General features: G+C 67.0%; 13 protein-coding genes. 5 read left to right on the forward strand and 8 right to left on the reverse strand.

Going from position 1 to position 18,047, the window contains the following annotated elements; genetic code table 11:
• Positions 1–42: 42 nt before the first annotated feature.
• Positions 43–909 carry a hypothetical protein gene (locus ACFE7F_RS03660; protein WP_375402484.1) on the forward strand — a complete coding sequence of 289 codons (867 nt, stop codon included), beginning with the start codon at positions 43–45 and terminating at the stop codon, positions 907–909.
• Here the strand turns inward: ACFE7F_RS03660 and ACFE7F_RS03665 are convergent.
• Both ACFE7F_RS03665 and ACFE7F_RS03670 read right to left on the reverse strand, forming a co-directional pair.
• Positions 897–1,808 (reverse strand): hypothetical protein, encoded by a 912-nt coding sequence (locus ACFE7F_RS03665; protein WP_375402485.1) that lies wholly within the window; start codon positions 1,806–1,808, stop codon positions 897–899. The genes ACFE7F_RS03660 and ACFE7F_RS03665 overlap by 13 nt on opposite strands.
• A gap of 17 nt (positions 1,809–1,825) precedes the next feature.
• Positions 1,826–3,298, reverse strand: a complete 1,473-nt coding sequence (locus ACFE7F_RS03670; protein WP_375402486.1) for an oligosaccharide flippase family protein — start codon at positions 3,296–3,298, stop codon at positions 1,826–1,828.
• Between the two features lie 138 nt (positions 3,299–3,436).
• Between ACFE7F_RS03670 and ACFE7F_RS03675 the strand changes: the two genes are divergently transcribed.
• The gene (locus ACFE7F_RS03675) at positions 3,437–4,633 is read left to right on the forward strand and encodes a glycosyltransferase (protein WP_375402487.1); all 1,197 of its coding nucleotides are present in this window, start codon (positions 3,437–3,439) and stop codon (positions 4,631–4,633) included.
• A 32-nt stretch (positions 4,634–4,665) separates the two neighbouring features.
• Entirely contained in the window at positions 4,666–5,559 is an 894-nt protein-coding gene (locus tag ACFE7F_RS03680) for an NAD-dependent epimerase/dehydratase family protein (RefSeq protein WP_375402488.1), read from the forward strand.
• Here ACFE7F_RS03680 and ACFE7F_RS03685 read toward each other — a convergent pair.
• Entirely contained in the window at positions 5,556–6,818 is a 1,263-nt protein-coding gene (locus ACFE7F_RS03685) for a sugar transferase (protein ID WP_375402489.1), read from the reverse strand. The two genes, ACFE7F_RS03680 and ACFE7F_RS03685, sit on opposite strands and share 4 nt — an antisense overlap.
• Positions 6,819–7,047: 229 nt before the next feature.
• Here ACFE7F_RS03685 and ACFE7F_RS03690 point away from each other — a divergent pair, with 229 nt between their 5' ends.
• Positions 7,048–7,839 (forward strand): metallophosphoesterase family protein, encoded by a 792-nt coding sequence (locus ACFE7F_RS03690; protein WP_375402490.1) that lies wholly within the window; start codon positions 7,048–7,050, stop codon positions 7,837–7,839.
• On the opposite strand, the gene ACFE7F_RS03695 is transcribed toward ACFE7F_RS03690, so the two are convergent.
• The 5 genes from ACFE7F_RS03695 to ACFE7F_RS03715 form a co-directional block, all read right to left on the reverse strand.
• Positions 7,836–9,026, reverse strand: coding sequence for a tetratricopeptide repeat protein (locus ACFE7F_RS03695; RefSeq protein ID WP_375402491.1), 1,191 nt, complete (start codon positions 9,024–9,026; stop codon positions 7,836–7,838). The two genes, ACFE7F_RS03690 and ACFE7F_RS03695, sit on opposite strands and share 4 nt — an antisense overlap.
• Before the next feature lie 16 nt (positions 9,027–9,042).
• On the reverse strand, positions 9,043–11,235 hold the full coding sequence (locus ACFE7F_RS03700; protein WP_375402492.1) for a GumC family protein: 2,193 nt from the start codon (positions 11,233–11,235) through the stop codon (positions 9,043–9,045).
• 19 nt (positions 11,236–11,254) lie between these two features.
• On the reverse strand, positions 11,255–11,890 hold the full coding sequence (locus ACFE7F_RS03705) for a polysaccharide biosynthesis/export family protein (RefSeq protein WP_375402493.1): 636 nt from the start codon (positions 11,888–11,890) through the stop codon (positions 11,255–11,257).
• Positions 11,891–12,078: 188 nt separating this feature from the next.
• Positions 12,079–13,410 (reverse strand): O-antigen ligase family protein, encoded by a 1,332-nt coding sequence (locus tag ACFE7F_RS03710; RefSeq protein WP_375402494.1) that lies wholly within the window; start codon positions 13,408–13,410, stop codon positions 12,079–12,081.
• Between the two features lie 212 nt (positions 13,411–13,622).
• On the reverse strand, positions 13,623–13,868 hold the full coding sequence (locus ACFE7F_RS03715; RefSeq protein ID WP_375402495.1) for a hypothetical protein: 246 nt from the start codon (positions 13,866–13,868) through the stop codon (positions 13,623–13,625).
• Positions 13,869–14,465: 597 nt separating this feature from the next.
• On the opposite strand from ACFE7F_RS03715, the gene ACFE7F_RS03720 reads away from it, so the two are divergent.
• Complete coding sequence (locus tag ACFE7F_RS03720; RefSeq protein ID WP_375402496.1) at positions 14,466–17,216, forward strand: beta strand repeat-containing protein; 2,751 nt, start codon at positions 14,466–14,468, stop codon at positions 17,214–17,216.
• Positions 17,217–18,047: the final 831 nt, after the last annotated feature.

An 18,047-nucleotide genomic window follows, 5' to 3' on the forward strand; every position in this document is an offset into this window, starting at 1 on the left:
CCGGCTCGACAATGATGGGCCCCGCATTAGTAGACCGACCCGATGCTCCTCACCGCCGATCCAGCCCTATCCATGCTCGAGCGGAATCGGACGTTCCGGCCGAGCGCCGCGCCGCTGAGCACGCGCGTGTTCCGGATCCGCGACCGCCTGTTCCGCCGCATTCCGGCGCCAGCGCACCGCGTCCTGACACGCCCGACGGGATCGGGCCCCTGGACGTTGTATTTCGCTTTCCTGCCCGGCGGCGAGCTCGCGGCCGCGCACCGCGACACCCTGGCCCGACTGCGCGCGCTGGATCGCCGGCTGCTCGTCGTCTGCGCCGCCCCCGACCCTGCGTCCGTGCCCGACGATCTGAGGGCGGCGTCCGACGCGCTCGTGTGGAAGGCGCTGCCCGGGTTCGATTTTTCCGGATACACGGCCGGATTGCTCGCGCTCGCCGAGTTCGCGCCCGGAAGCGACGCGTTCGTGCTCAACGACTCTGTGTTCGGCCCGTTCGGCGACGTGGGGGCCTGGCTGGCCGAGGCGCGATGGGCGCTGACGGGGTTCACCGCGACGTCGAGCCTGGAAAACCACATCCAGAGCTACGCGTTCGTGCTGCGCGACGTCACGCCGGCGCGGATCGCGAGCCTACGCGGCATCCTGATGCCCGACCACGCGTTCGACGAGTTGCGCCGCGTCGTCATCAATCAGGAGACCCAGCTGGCCCGCACGGCGATCCGCACGATGTCGGTGGGATCGTTCCTCTACGCGGACACGCCCGCCGTGGAGGATCCCACGTTGCAATTGGCGCTTCCGTTGCTGCGCGCGGGCTTTCCCTTCCTCAAACGCTCGCTCCTGGGCGGCAAGCTCGCCCACCTGCACCGCCAAGACGAGGTGGCCGCGGGGCTTCGGGCCGCGGGCTATTCCGGTTGACGACCGGCGAGCGACGGCTCGGCCCGTTCGGGCGTGAACGGGGCGAGGTGGCGCGGATCGGGACGCGCGGTTATCTTGCGGATACCGACCAGCGCGTCGACGAGTTTGCGAGGAAGTTTGGAGGCGACACGCGCCTTCAGCCCCGGCTTGCCCCCGTGCCCCTGCCCCGCCCTGTCAGCTAGTCGAGCCCAGTCGGCGGCGTAGTCGCTTTGTTGCGGCGAAGTGGCGAAGATGGGTTCAGCCGCGAACCGCTGCGCGACCACGAAGATGTAGGTCGAGCGCGTCGCGCCGTTATGGCCTACACGCGCGCCCACGCTCGCCGGGTCGCGCGCGAGCAGCCAGTCCGCATCGACGAACATTGGCGCGAGGAACAGCCCCTCGATCCGGTACCCGTTGGCCGCGGTCAGCGTGCGGAAGAAATATTCCGGGCTGAACTGCACGAAGCCGTGCCCCATCTCATTATTCGCGGGAACGGCGACGATCAGGTGCCCGCCGACCTCGACGAGCGACATATAGGTGGCCAGCGCGGTGGTGTTGGCGAAGACGTGCTCCAGCGTGCCGCCGTCGAACACCAGCGAGAAACGCCGGGACTGGTCGGGCGGGAGCGGCCGGTTCAGGTCGTGGATCAGCGTCGCGCCCTCGAAGTCGGATATGTCCATCGCATCGACCGACCGCGCGCCGAGTTTCCTGAACAGCGCGTCGCTGAACGGGTCATCCTTCCCCGACATGGTCCGCGCCTCGTGATCGGTGATCTTCTCGCCGAAGCGCGCGAAGACGCTCGCGGCCTGATCGGGCGTGGCCAGCACGTCCTGTCGGCCGATCGTCAGCGTGGAGGTGAAGTCGACGCCGAGCCGGCGGGCCAGCAGCAGCAATTTGACGGTTTGAACCTCGATCCCCATCCCGCGCCCCTAGAAAGTCACAGGGGCGGTGTCGATAGATCGGCGGCGGCGGCGTAGCGAGGCCGGAAGCGGGCCGCCGCGCGCGCCACGTCCGCGAACAGCGGGTGCCCGAGCAGCCGCAGCAGGCAGAGCCACAGCATCCCGCCGATCAGGACGGCGACGCCGAGCGCCGGCGCGGACGCCCGCGCTTCCCACCGCGCATGCGTCATGACGGCGACGGCCGGCGCGACGGCGGCGGCGGTGAGCGCTAGCGCCCGCGCATAGACGGTCGCCAGTTCCCGCCTGCCCGCGCCCGACAACGACGACAGCAGCGGCACATAGAGGATCGCCCCCACCACCGTATCCGCGACACGCCCCAGCGCCGCGCCGGTCAGGCCGAACGTGCAGCCGTAGACGAACGCGGCCAGCCCCACGACCGACCGGACGAGTTCGAGCCGCCCCTGCCGCCCGACCTCGTCGCGGAGCACGAACAGTTCATGGTTCATCGCGAACGACAACCCGATCGCCTGGGCTATCGCCAACAGCGTCAGCGGGGTGGCCGCCGCCGACCAGCGCGGACCGAACAGGAGGTCGACGGCAGGCGCGGCCAGCACGGCGATCCCCGCCAGCAGGGGCCACATCAGCGCCAGGATGACGTCCAAACCCTGCAGGTAACCCCGTTTCAGCCCGGCTCCGGCGCGGTGATCGTCCGCCAGCTTGGCGAAAAGGACCCGTGCGGCGGCGCCGTAAAGGTTCTGGAAGACCGTGTTCGACAGGGTCGACGCGCGCGAGAAGACGCCGAGCGCGGCGAAGCCGAGCATCCGGCTCAGGATGATCTCCGACAACCGCATCGCCAGCGCGGAGACGCCGCCCACCATGAGGGTCTTGAAGCCGAACGAGACCAGGGGCCGCCAGCCCTGGACCGACAGCCGGATATGGACGTGGTGCCTGGCCGCGGCGGCGAAGCCGACCGCGCCGACCAGGGCGCCCGCGATGCCGCCGTAAGCCGCGCTGAGCGCCCGTGCGCCCGCCAGCGCCGCGAGGATGCCGACCACGGCTCCCACGACCACTCGCGCCACCGTGACCACCGAGATAACGCCGAACCGCATCTCGCGCTGGAGCATGATCGCGGGCGTGAACTCGATCGCATAAAGCAGCGGCACGACCGCCAGCAGCCGCATCACCTGCCCGACCATCGGCTCGCCCGCCGTGACCCAGGACGAGTAGCTCCCGGCGAACACCAGCGTCGACAAGAGGACGCAGATGGCCAGATTGACCGTGAAAGCGGTCGCCAGCGTCGCCCGCGTCACCGCCTCGTCCCGCATGATGAAGCTGCCGACGCCGAAGGCCGACACGGCCTGCAGCATGCCCAGCACCGCCAGCCCGGCGGCGTAGACGCCCGTATCGCGCGGCGAAAGGATGCGGGCGAGCGCGACCGTCGCGCCGAAGCCGGCGAGGAAGGATAGGACCTGTCCCGTGGCCGACCACATGAACGCCTTGCGGACCGACATCAGATTAGGTCCCGCCTTGCGCTGCTAAGGCTTCCACGTCCCGCCACTTGGTCGGTCGCCGTAGGCGCGGACCCGACCGGCGGCAAGCCTTCCGTCGGTCCTTCCCATGCCCGGGAGGTTCTGCCAGAGGACCCGCGCATGCACCCGTCCATCGATCTGGCCGCGAGCGGAAGCCCGTTGGTCGCCCTGGTGCGCGATCGGCTGCTGCCCAGGCTGCCGGGCCGGATCGCGGGATACGGCCACCGGGCGTTCCGCCGGGCCGAGCTCCGCGCGCTCGCTCAAGCGGGTGGGCGCACTATCCTGCTCGCGACCAACGACCTGAGCAGAAGCGGCGCGCCCTTCCTCGTGGGCGAGATGGCGAGGATCGTGCGGGACGCCGGTTATACGCCGGTCGTGGTATCGTCGGTCGACGGGCCGCTCGCCCGCGACTTGCGGGCGGCGGGCCTGCCGGTGCTGGTGGACCTCAAGCTTGGTGAAGGTCCCGGCTGGCTGCTGCAGCTCGCGGACGGGGCGAGCGCCGCGATCTGCAACACCGTCGACACTGCGGGAGTCGCGGAGGCGCTGACGCGGTCGCTCCCGACGCTGTGGTATCTGCACGAGGTGGGGCTGCTCAAGAGCCGTTTCGCCGATAATGCGTTGCGCAGCGTGCTCGTCGGAGTGTCGCGCGTGTGGGCTGGCAGTCCGCTCTGCGCGCAACAGTTCGTTGCCCATCGTCCCGATGTCGAAGTGGTGCCGTATGGGGTCGTGCCGCTCGGTCCTCCGCCGGTGGAGCCCGCCCGCAGCCCGCTTCGCATATCTGTCTTCGCGTCGGTCGAGCCGCGGAAGGGGCAAGACCTTGCCGTGCAGGCCTATGCGTCGCTCTCGCCCGCCGAGCGGCGATCGATCGTGTTGACGCTCTACGGCCGCACCCTAGACCGGACGTTCGCCGCAGGGGTGCTCGCCCAGGCGAGGGCGCTCGGCGTCGTCCATGGCGGCGAGTTGGACCGGGCGGGCTATGCCGACGCCCTGCTCCGCGCCGACGCCGTCCTCGTGCCGTCTCGGGAGGATACGTTGCCGCTCGTGTCGCTGGACGCGCTCGCCGCCGGCCGGATGCTGCTGCTCGCGCCGAGCGTGGGAACGGTCGTCTGGCTCACGCCGGGGGTGGACTCGCTGGCGGCCGAGGCGACGAGCGTCGATGGGGTGGCCGACCTGCTCCGCGCCGCGCTGGCCCGCGCGCCCGACGCCGCCGCGATCGGGGCGGCGGCGCGCGGGACCTTCGACGCGCATTTCTCGCCCGAGACGTTCCGAGCCCGCCTTTTGGCTACGGTCGCGGCGTTGATGGAGCTGAAGTCCTGAGTACCGAGATCGCCGGCCGTCGCTGCGTCGTTTTGGGTGGTGGCGGCTTCATCGGCACGAACCTGCGAGGCGCGCTTGCGGACGCGAGAGCGGACGTGATCGGATTCGGTCACCCGCCGCGGCTCGGGGCAGCCCCTGACGGTTGGATCGTGGGCGAGCACGGTGATCGGTCGGCCGTCGCGCAAGCCGTGCGCGGTGCCGATGTCGTGTTCCACCTGCTCGGGATGGCGGATCCCGGCGGGTCGAACCGCGATCCTGGCGAGGAGGCGCGGGTCGGCATCCCGGCCAATATCGGGGTGCTGGAGGCGTGCCGCGACGCCGAGGTGGGCAAGCTCGTGTTCCTGTCGTCGGGGGGCACGGTCTATCGCCCCAACCTGCCGCTGCCGATCGGCGAGGACGCGCCGACCGATCCCGTGTCCGCCTACGGCGTCGGCAAGATCGCCGCCGAGAAGTTCTGCATCCTGTTCCGGCATCTCTACGGATTGGATGTGGTGACCTTGCGCGTCGCCAACCCGTTCGGCCCGCACCAGAGCCCGCACCGTGGGCAGGGGTTCATCGCCAAGCTGATGCACGCCGCCATAACGGGGCAGCCGATGCGGATCTGGGGCGACGGGAACGCCGTTCGCGACTTCCTGTTCATCGAGGACGCGGTCCGCGCGATGGTCGCCGCTGCCGTTACGCCGGACGTTGCGGGTCCGTTGAACATCGGTTCGGGGGTGGGAAGGACGCTACGGAGCGTGATCGACGATGTCGGCGCGATGCTGGGCCGGCAGGTACCGGTCGGCTACGAGCCAGCGCGCGCGGCGGACACGCCCGCCAACACGCTGGACATCACGCGGGCTGCGCGGGAGATCGGCTGGCGTCCGCGCACGGCGTGGACCGACGGGTTGCGCCGGACGCACGATTGGCTGCTCGCGTCGGGCTAGCGCGCCCCGAACCCGGTCAGCATCGTCCGGATCGTCTTGGCGACGATCAGGAGATCGATCCAGGGCGAGTAGTTCTTGATATAGTAGAAGTCGTAATGGAGCTTGCTCCGTACCTCGTCGACGTCCGCCACATGTCCCTGGACCACCTGCGCCCAGCCGGCGATGCCGGGTCGGACGATGTGCCGATACAGGTAGAACGGGATTTCCGACTGATACCAGCGCGACAGCACTTCCGCTTCGGGTCGCGGACCGATCCAGCTCATCTCCCCGCGCAGCACGTTGATCATCTGGGGCAGCTCGTCGATGCGTGAGCGGCGAAGGAAACGGCCGAACCGCGTGACGCGCGCGTCGGCGGCGCGCGTGATCGCCGCCGAGCGCGCGTCGACCGGCTCCGCGCAGACCGTCATCGTCCGGAATTTATAGACGGTGAAGGGCTTCCCACGGTAGCCGATGCGCGTCTGCCGGAACAGGACCGGCCCGGGCGAACTGAGCCGTACGGCCAGCGCTACGACAAGCAGGGCGGGAAGCAGCAGCAATCCGAACACAAGGGCCGCCACCCAATCGATCACGTGCTTCAACGTCATCCAGGCTGATACCGGCGCCAGCGAACCGAAATTATTCTCCGACAGGTGCTCCAGCTCGACCCTACCGGACAGAGACTCGAACAGGTGCTTGATGTGCAGCACCGGCATCCCGTTCAGCGCGAACTCGGCGAGCCGGCGCTCCCAGGCCTCGGGCAGATCGACCCGCAGATCGGCCGCGACCGCGTTCAGCCCGGAAACGTCGATGTCGGGCGACCCCAGCGACACCCACGTGACCCCCGCCACCTCCGGTCGGCTGTTCGCGCTGCCGAAGGGAAGAAGGCCGATCCGCAACTGCTGCTCGCGCTGCGCGCGGTAATGGCTGAAGAAGAGCCAGGCGAGGCTGCCGAGGAAGCCCAGCAGCAGGGTAATGCGGCTATAATCGAAGCGGGCGAGCAGGAACACGACCAGCAAAATTGCGTAGGACAACGACATGGCGGGCAGGATGAAGCCGCCCGCCTCGACCCCGGGATAGGGGCTCACGTTCCGCAGCAGCCAGACGCCGAACAGGATCGCGACCACCGCGCCCGCCGACGTTTCCTGGACCGGGCCGATCACCTCCAGGGTGGACAGGGTGGCCACGCGCAGGAGGTAGGGTAGCAGCGCGCCCAGCAGCAGGCATCCGCTCAACTGCGTGCGCAGCCGATGCCACGGCGAGCGCTGAATCCCGACGGTCACCATTTCGGTATAAAATTTCCATCGATCCTGACCGATCGTGAGCGTGGATAAGCGAAGTGCCCGTCCACGACCGCACGTCGTCGGCTGTTTCCCTGCGCCCCGGAGCGCTTAAGCGCTTGCATCTCCCCACGCAATCGGCGCAGGCCGCGCGGCTCGCGAGAGCCCGAGACCGGACGGTCGCGCTCGAGCCCCTTATCCGGCGTCCTACCATCAAGAGCAATCGACAGCGGTGTTAAGCAAACTGTTCCGAAAAGCGCGTGGCGGCGCATCGCCGCATACGGCACCGGGGGAGCGCATCTACGCGATCGGCGACGTGCATGGGCGCCTCGACTGCCTCGACGATCTCCTCGGTCGGATCGCCGCCGACCAGGACGGTCGGGGCGAGATGCGCACCACGCTGATCTTCCTGGGCGACTACATTGACCGCGGGCCTAACTCTCGAGCGGTCGTCGAACGGCTGATGGCCTTGGAGGGCTCGGGCACCGAATGCCTGTTCCTGATGGGTAATCACGAGGAGCTGTTGCTCCGTTCTGCGAAGGGAGATCGCGGTTCGCTGTCGACCTTCGATCGCGTCGGTGGCCGTGATACGCTGCTCAGCTACGGCGTATCGGCGGAGATGTACGATCATTGCTCGCTCGCCGACCTGCCTGCGCTGATCGACGAGCACGTGCCGACGCCGCATACCGAATTCCTCGACCGGGCGGCCACGCATCATGTGTCGGGGGACTATCTGTTCGTGCATGCCGGCGTCCGGCCAGGGGTCGAACTGACCAAGCAGAAACCCGGCGACATGCGGTGGATTCGCGACGAATTTCTCCGCTTTCGGCACGATTTCGGGCATTTCGTCGTTCACGGACATACTGTGACCCCCGAGATCGATATCCAAGCCAATCGGATCGGCATCGATCTCGGCGCTTACGCGACGGGCCGGCTCGCGGCCGTCGGACTGGAGGGTGCGGACCGATGGTTCCTGATCAGCGACGTCGGCGGTGGCGATCGACCGCCGGCGACCACCGACTAGCGGACAGCGATCCGGCCGATGCCGCCGGAGACGGGCGTCGGTCCGTCCGCGGCGGGAACATGCAGCTCGAGCCACTGCGCCGGGCAGCCGCCAGGCACTTCGAATGCCGCCCCGACGACCGAGCCGCGGAGGTCGGCCGCACCGATCGGCGCACGCGCGAGCGGCTCGGCCGAACCGGCGCACGTCACGCGCAGCTCAGGCCGCTCGGCGTCGCCCGCGACCACGTCGTAAGCCTTGGCGCTCAGCCGGTGCGGCCCCCGCGTGAGCAGCAGAAGCTGTCGCGCCGCCAGTCCGCCGGCTCCCGATGTTGTGGAGAAGCGCAGCATGCCGCCTTCGTCCTCGACCGCCCCAAGACTGAGCGCGGGCACGTCCGACAAGGTCCAGTCGAACGGCGTCGGCGCCGTGCGGATCCGCCGGAACGCGCCATCCCGGACCCCTCCCCGCCCCGCGCCCGGGTTGAAGGTCGTATAAAGCGACCAGGCCAGGTCGAACCGGCGCGCCTCGACCATGCGCGCGGAGGCGGACGCGATCGTCTCCTCCGGCACAAGGCCTCCCCGCCGATGCAGCGCCTTGTAGAGGGCGTCCATCGCGTCGAAATCCTGCCCGGTTTGGGCGAGCTGCTGGATGTATTGATACGACCAGATCGGCCTGCGCGCGAGCACCGCCGACAAAGGATCGATCATGTCGGTCCCGGTCACCGCCTGGACGAGGATCGGAAACAGGATCGAGGGTGCCGCGCGCGACGTGCGCAGCGCCGTGTCGTAATGTCGGAGCACTCCGGGGACGTCGTCGCGTCGCACGGCCGCTTCGATCAGCCAAAGCTGCGTCGCCAGATCGCGGCGCGACAGCCGCTCCGAATATTCGAAGAGCCGAGCGGCGTCGCGCGTTCGACCGGCGAGATCGTACGTAACGCCCAGCGCGACGACCGCGTCGATTTCCGCCGGATTGCGGGCGAGCGCGCGTCTGGCGAGCCGCGTCGTCTCGGCGAGCGCGTCGGGTGTCTGCTTGGTCAGCACCAAGGTGCGGGCGCTTTTCCCCAAAGCCCTGGCGTTATCGGGCGAGAACCGCATCGCCAGCGCAGGATTGCGATTTGCGAAGACGTTGCCGGCCGTCACCCGGAGGGTGAACAGGCCGAGCGCCAGCAGTCCCGCAAGCAACAGCCCGCGTGCGATCAGGTCCCGGTACACCGGCTCGCGACCGCGGTCAGGCGCGCTTGCGGGCCCTGCCGCGCTCGCCGTAATCGTATCCATAATCATACTGGACGTTCGCGCGTTTGGACTCGAACTTGGTCAGCACCACGCCGATGATGCGCGCATTGGCCGCGGCCAGGCGACCCAGCGCCGTCCGTACCAGGCTGGCGCGGATGCCATGCGACTCCACGGCGAACACCACCGCCTCGACGCGGGTGCCGATCAACGGGGCATCGGCCAGGCCGAGCACCGGCGGAGCGTCGATCACGACATGATCATAGACCTCGAGCAGGGTCTCGATCAGCTGCGGCAGACGCGTCCCGGCCAGAAGTTCGGCCGCGTTCGGCGGAATCGGCCCGGCGGTGATCGCATCGAAATCGAAGCGATCGACGCGGACGATGAGCGAGCCGAGCTCGTCGGTCCCGGTCAGGTAGTTGCTGACCCCCTTCTCATGCCCGGTGCCGATCAGAGAATGCACCGAGGGAGAGCGAAGATCGCCATCGACCAGCACGACCTTGCGCTTCGACCGCGCGAGCAACGTCGCCAACGCCAACGCCGTGGTCGACTTTCCTTCGGCCGGACGCGTGCTGGTGACGGCGAACGATCGCGGCACTCCGCTCTCGGTGGAGAACTGAAGGCTCGTCTGCACCGCGAAATACGCATCGACCAGGGGCGACTTCCGGTCCTGAAGCGCATCGACCGGAAGAGTGTCGACGAGCTTGGGCACGGTGCCGAGCAACGGGAAGCCCAAGCTCCGCTGGACCTCACCCGCGTCGTCGATCGATTCGTGCGTCTGCTCGAGGTAAAAGGCGAGCATCGCCCCCAGCGCCGAGCCTGCGAGCAGCGCCAGCACCATGTTGAGCACCAGGCGCGGGCTCGACGGACGAGCGGGCACGTCGGCACCGTCGACCACCGCCACGTTGTTCACGCCCACCCCGCCGGCGATGCCGACCTCGCGGTACCGTTGCAGCAGCGCGTTATAGAGCAGGCGGTTCGTGTCCACCTCGCGTTGCAGGATGTTGTACTGGATGCTGCGGCGGCGCAAGTCGAGCACGTCGTCGGTCAAGCCCTCGACCTGCGTGCGAAGCGCCTGCTCGCGCTGGACCGCGCCGCGATAGACTCCCTCCAGCGTACCGCCGATGCGCCGCTCCTCGCCGGCGATGCTTCGATCGATGCCCGCGAGCTCCGTCGCGAGCGCGCGCGCCGACGGGTATTCCGGACGAAACTGGAGCAGCAGCTTCTGGTAGTTCGCCGCGAGCTCGGCACGCCGGCTGCGGAGCGAGTTCAACGTTCCGTTCGTCAACGCCTCGGTCGTCTCTCCGCTACGGCCACGCGTTTCCTCGGTACGCGCCTGCGCCTGGATGCGCTCGCCCGTCGCTTTCAGCAGCTCGAGATTGAGCGTTTCGAGGTTGGTCGCGAGGATGGTGTTGGAATTGGACTCCGTGCCCAGGCTCAGGATGCGCTGCTGGGACGCGTAGTTCACGAGCTGGCGCTCCGACACTTCCAGCCGGTTGCGGAGTTGGCCGATGCGGCTCTCGAGAAACTTCCTGGCGTACGACGTCGCGTCGTAGCGACGCTCCAGGGTCGCTTGGATGAAGTTCACGGACCAGGCGTTGGCGACCTTGGCCGACAACGCCGGATCGGGGCTGGTGAAGGACAGGTCGATCAACCGCGACGAGCGAAGCGGCGAGACGTCGAGATTGTCGAGCAGGAGGGCGCCGGCGATGCGTTGGCGCACCGCGCGGTTGGCGGGGACGGCGCGACCCTCGGGCGTGAACAACACGTTGCTCGGGTCCGCGTCGAACATCTGGAAGAAGGCGCGGTCGTCCGTCAGGCGAAGCTGTGCCGCGACGCGTTCCGCCAGCGAGCGAGCCTTCAACAGACCATACTGCGTCTGATAGAATTCCTGGTCGGAGTCCCCGGATTCGCGCTGCACGCCCTGGATGTTGACGATGGCGTCTCCCTCGCGTGCGATCTCGATCGTGGTCTGCGCAGTATATTGCCGCGTCATCAGCATCGTCACGATCACGCCCACCAGCAGCGCGAGCGCGACCGCGCCGATGATGACCTTGCGCCAGCGCCAGATGATGCGCGTGTACTGGCGGACGAGCGAGGGCTGCTCCTCCTGCACGCCGCCGAACGCGTCGGCCGGTAGCAATGCGACGCTTCCGCCGGCGAACTGCCGAGGATTTTGTGCCTGGTTCATGGGTCTGTTCAGCCTATCACTACTGCAGCGCGATGATCAGCGGCGCGGTGAGGAGCGGCGCTATGGCGATGAAATCGCGGAACAAGCGGCGCTCCTTCGAGTCGCCGACGATCACCAGGTCGTTCGCATAGATCGCCGGATCCTGGTACGCCCCGCGACGGATCGCATCCAGATTATATAGCCCTGCGACCCTGCGGCTGTTGACGGTGCGCAGGATGACCACGTCGTTGCTCTCGCCGAATTCGGCCAGCCCCTTGGCCGAAGCGATGGCGCGAACGAGGGTCGTCTGGTTGGTGACCGGATAGAGACCCGGCTCGTTGACCGATCCGTCCACCGTCACGACCTGACTGACCGAGATGCGGACGTTTACCGTCACTTGAGGCTGGCGGACATAGCGCCCCAACGCCGTCTCGATCTCGCGCGCCACCTCGTTGGCCGTCTTGGCGCGGACGTCCATCTCACCGACTAGCGGCATGGAGATACGACCGCTGGAATCGACGCGCAGCTCGCGGGAGAGTTCGGCCACGTTGAAGACGTCGACCGCGATCGTATCGAGCGGACCGATGTAGCTGCCGCGATCGGCGGCGACGAGGTCGGGCCGGGTCGGGATCGGCAGCGCCTCCATGCGGACCACGTCCAGGTCGGGGGTGCTCACCACTCGCGGACCGGACGAACAGGCCGACAAGGCACCCATGAGAAGAATGACGCCCGTAAGGACGCGGTTGCTGAAACGCATAACAAGAGAACACCCACCGGGATTAACCAATCGGCCGGAACCATAACGGGACCGGCTAATTCGGTAAAGTTCGCGTAAGGCAGCGATCTTGCGCATGCAAGCGAGGGTCACCTGCGCAGACGCGGATCGTAGAGCGTCAGCCAGGACGCGAAGATCGCCAGCAGCACCATGAACAAGGGCGTTCGGACGGGATAGTCGACCAGGCTTGCGATCGTCACGAGCAGGAGCAGGCCGGACGCGATCCGCCCCAAACGCACATACGGCACCGAGGCGGACACTCGCCACAACACGACCGTGCGCCATCCCCACCACGCGACCGCGGCGATGAGCAGTCCGGCTCCCGGCGCGCCGGCCTCGATCACGATCTGAAGCAGGTCGTTATGCGCCTGGTTGAGATAGGTGAAACCCAGAAGCTCGAACGGCTGGAATCGACGATAGGTGTACTCGAACGATCCGAAGCCCACGCCAGCGGGAAAGAACTGCTCGGCCATCATCCGCAACGTCGGAAGGGTACGCCCGCGCGGGTCGTCCGCGATGTCCCGTAGGACAAACCGCTGCACCGAAACCGCCTGGTCGAAGGTGAGCGCGACGACAAGCAAGGAGACTATGGCCGCGGCGCCGCCCGTCAGAGCGAGCATCCTCGTCCGTCGCGACAGCTTCGCGAGCGCCTGGACGACGGTGCGGGCGCTCAGCGCGATCACCATGAGCAGCGCCAGACCGCCTACGAGCAGGCCTGTTCGGGACCCGGTCGACGGGATCGCGAGGACGAGCAGCGCGCCGGCTCCAAAGCCGACCGCGCCGCGCTGGCCGCCGCCCTGGTCGGAGCGTCGACCTTTCAGCGCCCAATAGGCGAGCAGCGGCAGCCCGAGCGCCAGCAGAAGCGCGCCGTGATTGCGGTTCGCGAACAGCCCGGCCGCGGCCATCGGGGCGTTCGTCGCGTAACGCTGGAACACCGCCGGCGCGCCGCCCGACAGCTGCGCCACGCCGAGGATCGCGCTCGCGCCGACCACCAACAGGACGGGAACGATCAATCTTTCCCGCTCCTCACGCGACAGGCAACATAGCCCGAGGACCGCGGATAGCGGCGGGATGAGCGCGAGGAGCGCGTTCCATCCCCGGTCGGGAGCCAAATTCAACGGCCGCCACGGCGGAGTCGCGTCGATCGACGCATACAGCCCCCGCCCGGGCAACCCGGTCCAAGTCGCCGGCGGCAACGGCACGAGATGCGCCCCGATCAGCAATGCCATCACCGCAAGCAGGAGCAGGGCTGGTCGCGAGCCCCGGGCTGAAAAGCCGGGCCGCAGGAGGATCAGGGCCGCGACGAACGAGATCGATCCGAGCCTCACTATGATCTGTGAGAACGAGTCGGCACGCGAAGAGCCGCCCGCCAGCGCGATCAGCGCCAGAAACGCGCAGAATGCGATGAATGGCCAGGACACCGTACGCCTGCGTGGGGGCGGACGCTTGTCGCGACCGTACGTATATGCGTTCGTCACGGTTCAAGCGTCTCCGCCGGTTCGATCTCGGCGGCGGCAGGATCGCGCCTTTCCTCCGGCGCCCGGCTTCGCCGCCCGAACCGCCGGCGTGAAAACGAAAAAAGCGCCCCTATCTCTAGGGGCGCTTCCAACACTCCGATAAAACCGGCGGCTGCTTACGGGCTGTCGGGATCGTCGTCGGAGTCGGCGACGATGACGATGCCGGCAATTACGGCGGCTGCGGCGAGGATCGCGATCAGCACGCCGCCACCCACGGCTTCGTTAGCCTCGGTCGAAGTGGACGCCGCGCGGGTCGCCGGTGCGACCGACAGCTTGTCGGCCTCGGTGGCCGACGCCACGACGGACGTCCCGGCCATCGACAGCGCGATGGCGGCAGTCGCGATCTTCCTAAACATCTTCATAACTCACACTCCCTTTTCATGAGCTCTGGCACCCAGAAAACCTCTCGGCATCACCGAGGAGAAATGGCGCTATTGCACGGTGAAAGATGGTTGCCAACCCTCAAGCCGCCTCGTTTGCGCCGAGTGCGACGGGCCGTAAGCGAGTGCGACATTCTTGCAACGCGAGGGGCGCTAACGTCATGTCTACAGATTATAGCCGCACGCCAGCAACGGCCCTGGCAGATAGGCAGGGATGGTGGGGTTAGCGGCAACTTGGAACGAACGCATACTATCCCTCCTGCTTGGACACGCCCTTAAAAGGATGCGGCTCGCCCGTACGCCGAGTGCGGCGTTAACCATTTGTTAGGGGCGTTACCCCGATGGGGCTTTGACGATGCGTACTTGCCTCTCAAGCACTTGCCTTGCCTTTCGGGGTCGGTTACGCGTCGGTCGCCAATTCGAGAGGGAGGAGCTTGACCAACGCGGCGAAGCCGCGGGTTCGAACCGGAACAGTCGGTGGATCGGGGGCTAAATGCCACCGCCGGCTTCTTGCAACGGCAGCAAGCGTTCGCCCTTCCGGGCAACGCGTAATCTCTTGAATTCTAAAGGGAGCATTTAATGGCTACTATCGAAGGTACCGGCGCCAGCGAGGCGCTGCAGGGCGGAAACGAAGCGGACTTCATCCGCGGCTTCGGCGGCAACGACACGATCAACGGCGGCAACGGCAACGACACGATGCAGGGCGACGATGGCGACGACACGTACGTCGTCGGCCAGATCGGCGACGTGGTCAACGAGAGCGCGGATCAGGGCAGCGACACCGTGTTTGTCGATGTGCCCAGCTTCAACGGCTCGTTCGGCGGCACCGCCACGGTCGCTGGTGGCACTTACGCCAATGTCGAGGCGATCGCGGCGCGCGACGGCTCGGGCACCGACGCCTTCAACCTGACCGGCGGCACGCAGACGCGCACATTGGCCGGCAATAACGGCGTCAATACGTTCACCAGCGGTGCTGGAACACAGGCTCAGACCCTCGTCGGCCTGGGCGGCAATGACGTCTACAACATCAACCGTGCGAACCAGACCGTCCAGGAGGCGGCTGACGGCGGCACTGATCGCGTGAACGTCACGTTCGCGGCCGGCTTCGAGGCGTTCTCTCTTGCGGCGGGTTCTTCGATCGAAACCGTTGGTCTGCTCGGCACCCCGGGTAGCTTCACGGGCAACGCCCTCGCGCAGACCGTCATCGGGTCAACCGGCGCGGACACGATTGACGGTGCCGGCGGTGCCGACCAGATCAACGCGGGCGATGGCGACGATGTCGTCGCGGTGCAGTCGGGTGCGCGCGTGGCAGGCGGCGCTGGTAACGACCGCGTCATCTCGTCGACGTCTTATGCGTTGACCTCGGGCACGGCCACGGGCGGCGTTGCGGACCTCGCCAACGTCGAGAGCCTCGAGCTTGCCGGTCGTACCACGACGCCGGGCGTCTCGATCCTGACCGCTAGCACGGCGACGACAAACAACAGCTTTCTCGTCGGCGATGCCGGCGGCCAGCTGATCATCGGCGATAACGGGGCCAACACGATCCTCGGTGCGGCATCCACGACGGCGGGCATCGACACGCTGGTCGGATTGGGCGGCACCGATACGTACCGCGTGTACAACACGACCGACACGGTGGTCGAAGGTTCGTCGGTAGCCGGCAGCGCGGGCGATACGGGCGGTTTCGACACGATCTTCACGTCGGTGTCCTACGACCTGGCCGCGAACGATACCCGCGTCGCTGCCGCGTTCGCCGCAGGTGTGGCGGACGATCCGGCTACTCCGGCGAACGAGGCGGTCGCCGCCGGTTCGCTGAACGGCGTTTTCACCGACGTCGCGACCGTCCAGCAGATCGAAGTCTTGTCGACGGCCGAAAACGCCGGGGTCGAGGCGATCAATCTGACGGGCAACTCGTTCGCTCAGAACATCGTCGGCAACAACGGCGTTAATATCCTGAACGGCGGTGGCGGTTCGGACAACCTGATCGGTCTCGGCGGTAACGACACCTATCTGATCAGCAACGCCAACATCACGGTCCAGGAAGCGCAGAATGGCGGCACCGACGATGTTCAGGTGACCTTCCAGGCTCCGGGCGCGGGCGCATTCACGCGCTTCGTCCTGAGCGCCGGAGCGGGCGTCGAGTCGATCTCGGTGGTCGGCGCGAATGTCGGCACCCTTGTCGGCAACGAGCTGAACCAGGTGATCGTCGGCGCTGCCGGCAATGACAGCCTGATCGGCGGCGGTGGTGCCGACACCCTGCGCGGCGCTACCGGGAACGACACCTACACGGTCGACAGCCTGACCGACATCACCAACGACCTGGTGGGTGAAGGCACCGACACGGTTCTGTTTACGGGTACCACGGGCGGATATGCATTGAGCTCCGGCACCACGACCGGCACCAACTCGAACATCGCCGAAATCGAAGTGCTCCGTGCGGGTCCGTATGCGGCTCAAAACGCGAACGGCGACTTCGTGGCTCTGTCTGCCCGGGCCACTCAGACCGACGCCATCTACTTGGTCGGCAACCAGTTCGCCCAGCTCATCACGGGCAACAACGGCGCGAACACGATCCTGGGTTCGGCTGCGGCGAACGGTGATGTCGTAGGCGGCGTCGCAGTCGCCGATACGCTCGCAGGCCTGAGCGGTGATGACACGTATCGCGTGTTCAGCACCTCCGACATTGTTCTTGAAGGCACCGATGGCGGTAACGACATCGTCTTCACGAACAACAGCTTCAGCCTGCTGCAGAATGCCAACGCGGCGTTCAACTTTGCGGCTACTCTCCCGGGCGGTCGTCCGACCGATACCGGTACTGCCACTAACGGCAACATCGAAGTACTCTCGGCTGCCGACCAGGGCAGCACGGTGGCGGTCACGCTGCTCGGCGATAACGGCAACAACACCGTCATCGGCAGCAATGGCGTGAACGTGATCGGCGGCGGAGCCGGCAACGACACCCTGATCGGCTTCGGTCGCGGCGATCGTTTCTACTTCGACAATGCTGGCAACGCCAACGCCGACGTTATCCGTGACTTCAGCTCGGCTACCGGCGACTCGCTGCTGCTGCTCAGCTCGCAGTTTCAAGGTGGCGTCCTCGACGCCAACAACGACGGCTTCCTGGACGGCAACCGGTTCGTCAACCTGAGCCAGTCGGTTCCGGCGGGCAACTCGGCCATTATCGCATATGATCCGGCAACTGGTCAGGTGACGTTTTACGCCGATGGTTTGAATACCCCAGGTACTGCCCTAGCGATCGCGAATATTGGTGCGGGCAACGACCTCGCCAGCTCCGACATCCTGATCGCGGCTGGTACGCCGCAGTTCTAATCGATCATGGTCGACGGTAAGTCGGCTTGAACTGGGGACCTCCGCCGCAAGGCGGGGGTCCTTTTCTTTTGTGCCGCGATGGTGGTCGGCGCTGGGTCGACTTCCAACCCACCACGGGCCGGGTACGATCGCGCACGTTGGATGACCGGTCGCCAGCGTTGATCTCGCCAGCTCAGGCGATGTTGTCGAGCGCATGACGTCATGCCTCGCGCATCATCTTCGACGACATCGTGAGGTCAGAAGAGGGTTCGTTCTCGCCGGAACGCCGATGGCGTTCGCTAGGCCCCTATCCGGCAAGCGTAGCGGACGGATCGCACACGGTACGACGACCGCTCGCGAGCCTTCCTCGCGATGTGCTCAGCCTTAACGATGCTATCGGCAGAACGGCCGGGATCCGCGCTAACCTGCACGATGGCTCGACGACAGGTCGTTCCCTTGCAGGACCCGGTACGCCCGCGAACCTCATCGATGCTTAAGCGAGCCCCCGCTCGCTTAAGCATCGAGCATACCACCGGGTACGATCATGGACGGTAGCCGAGCTACAACGCTCTATAATCGTGACTGGGAAAGAATAGGCGCTGGCTGATGCTCCGCCGCACAATGCTCGCCCGTTCGCGTCGTGACGAGCCGGATCGAAAAGGATTACAGCGCGGACGCGGTGCTCTCTCGTCCTGTCGCGTCGTTTCCTCCGCAAAACGGAGAACCGTGACGCTGATCCCGACAGAGCAGACGGGTCAGCGCGGCGGTGGGCCGCCTGGGATCGCGCTGCCCGGAATCGCGCCGCCGGGACCGGCCGGGCCCATATTCTGCTGCATCTGGCGCAGCACGGTC

Source organism: uncultured Sphingomonas sp. (genome assembly GCF_964235535.1).
Classification (GTDB): Bacteria; Pseudomonadota; Alphaproteobacteria; order Sphingomonadales; family Sphingomonadaceae; genus Sphingomonas.

Coding starts and splice junctions, on each gene's coding strand:
- ACFE7F_RS03660 (WP_375402484.1), top strand. CDS start 43: ATGCTCCTCACCGCCGATCCAGCCCTATCCATGCTCGAGCGGAATCGG.
- ACFE7F_RS03665 (WP_375402485.1), bottom strand. CDS start 1,808: ATGGGGATCGAGGTTCAAACCGTCAAATTGCTGCTGCTGGCCCGCCGG.
- ACFE7F_RS03670 (WP_375402486.1), bottom strand. CDS start 3,298: ATGTCGGTCCGCAAGGCGTTCATGTGGTCGGCCACGGGACAGGTCCTA.
- ACFE7F_RS03675 (WP_375402487.1), top strand. CDS start 3,437: ATGCACCCGTCCATCGATCTGGCCGCGAGCGGAAGCCCGTTGGTCGCC.
- ACFE7F_RS03700 (WP_375402492.1), bottom strand. CDS start 11,235: ATGAACCAGGCACAAAATCCTCGGCAGTTCGCCGGCGGAAGCGTCGCA.
- ACFE7F_RS03715 (WP_375402495.1), bottom strand. CDS start 13,868: ATGAAGATGTTTAGGAAGATCGCGACTGCCGCCATCGCGCTGTCGATG.
- ACFE7F_RS03720 (WP_375402496.1), top strand. CDS start 14,466: ATGGCTACTATCGAAGGTACCGGCGCCAGCGAGGCGCTGCAGGGCGGA.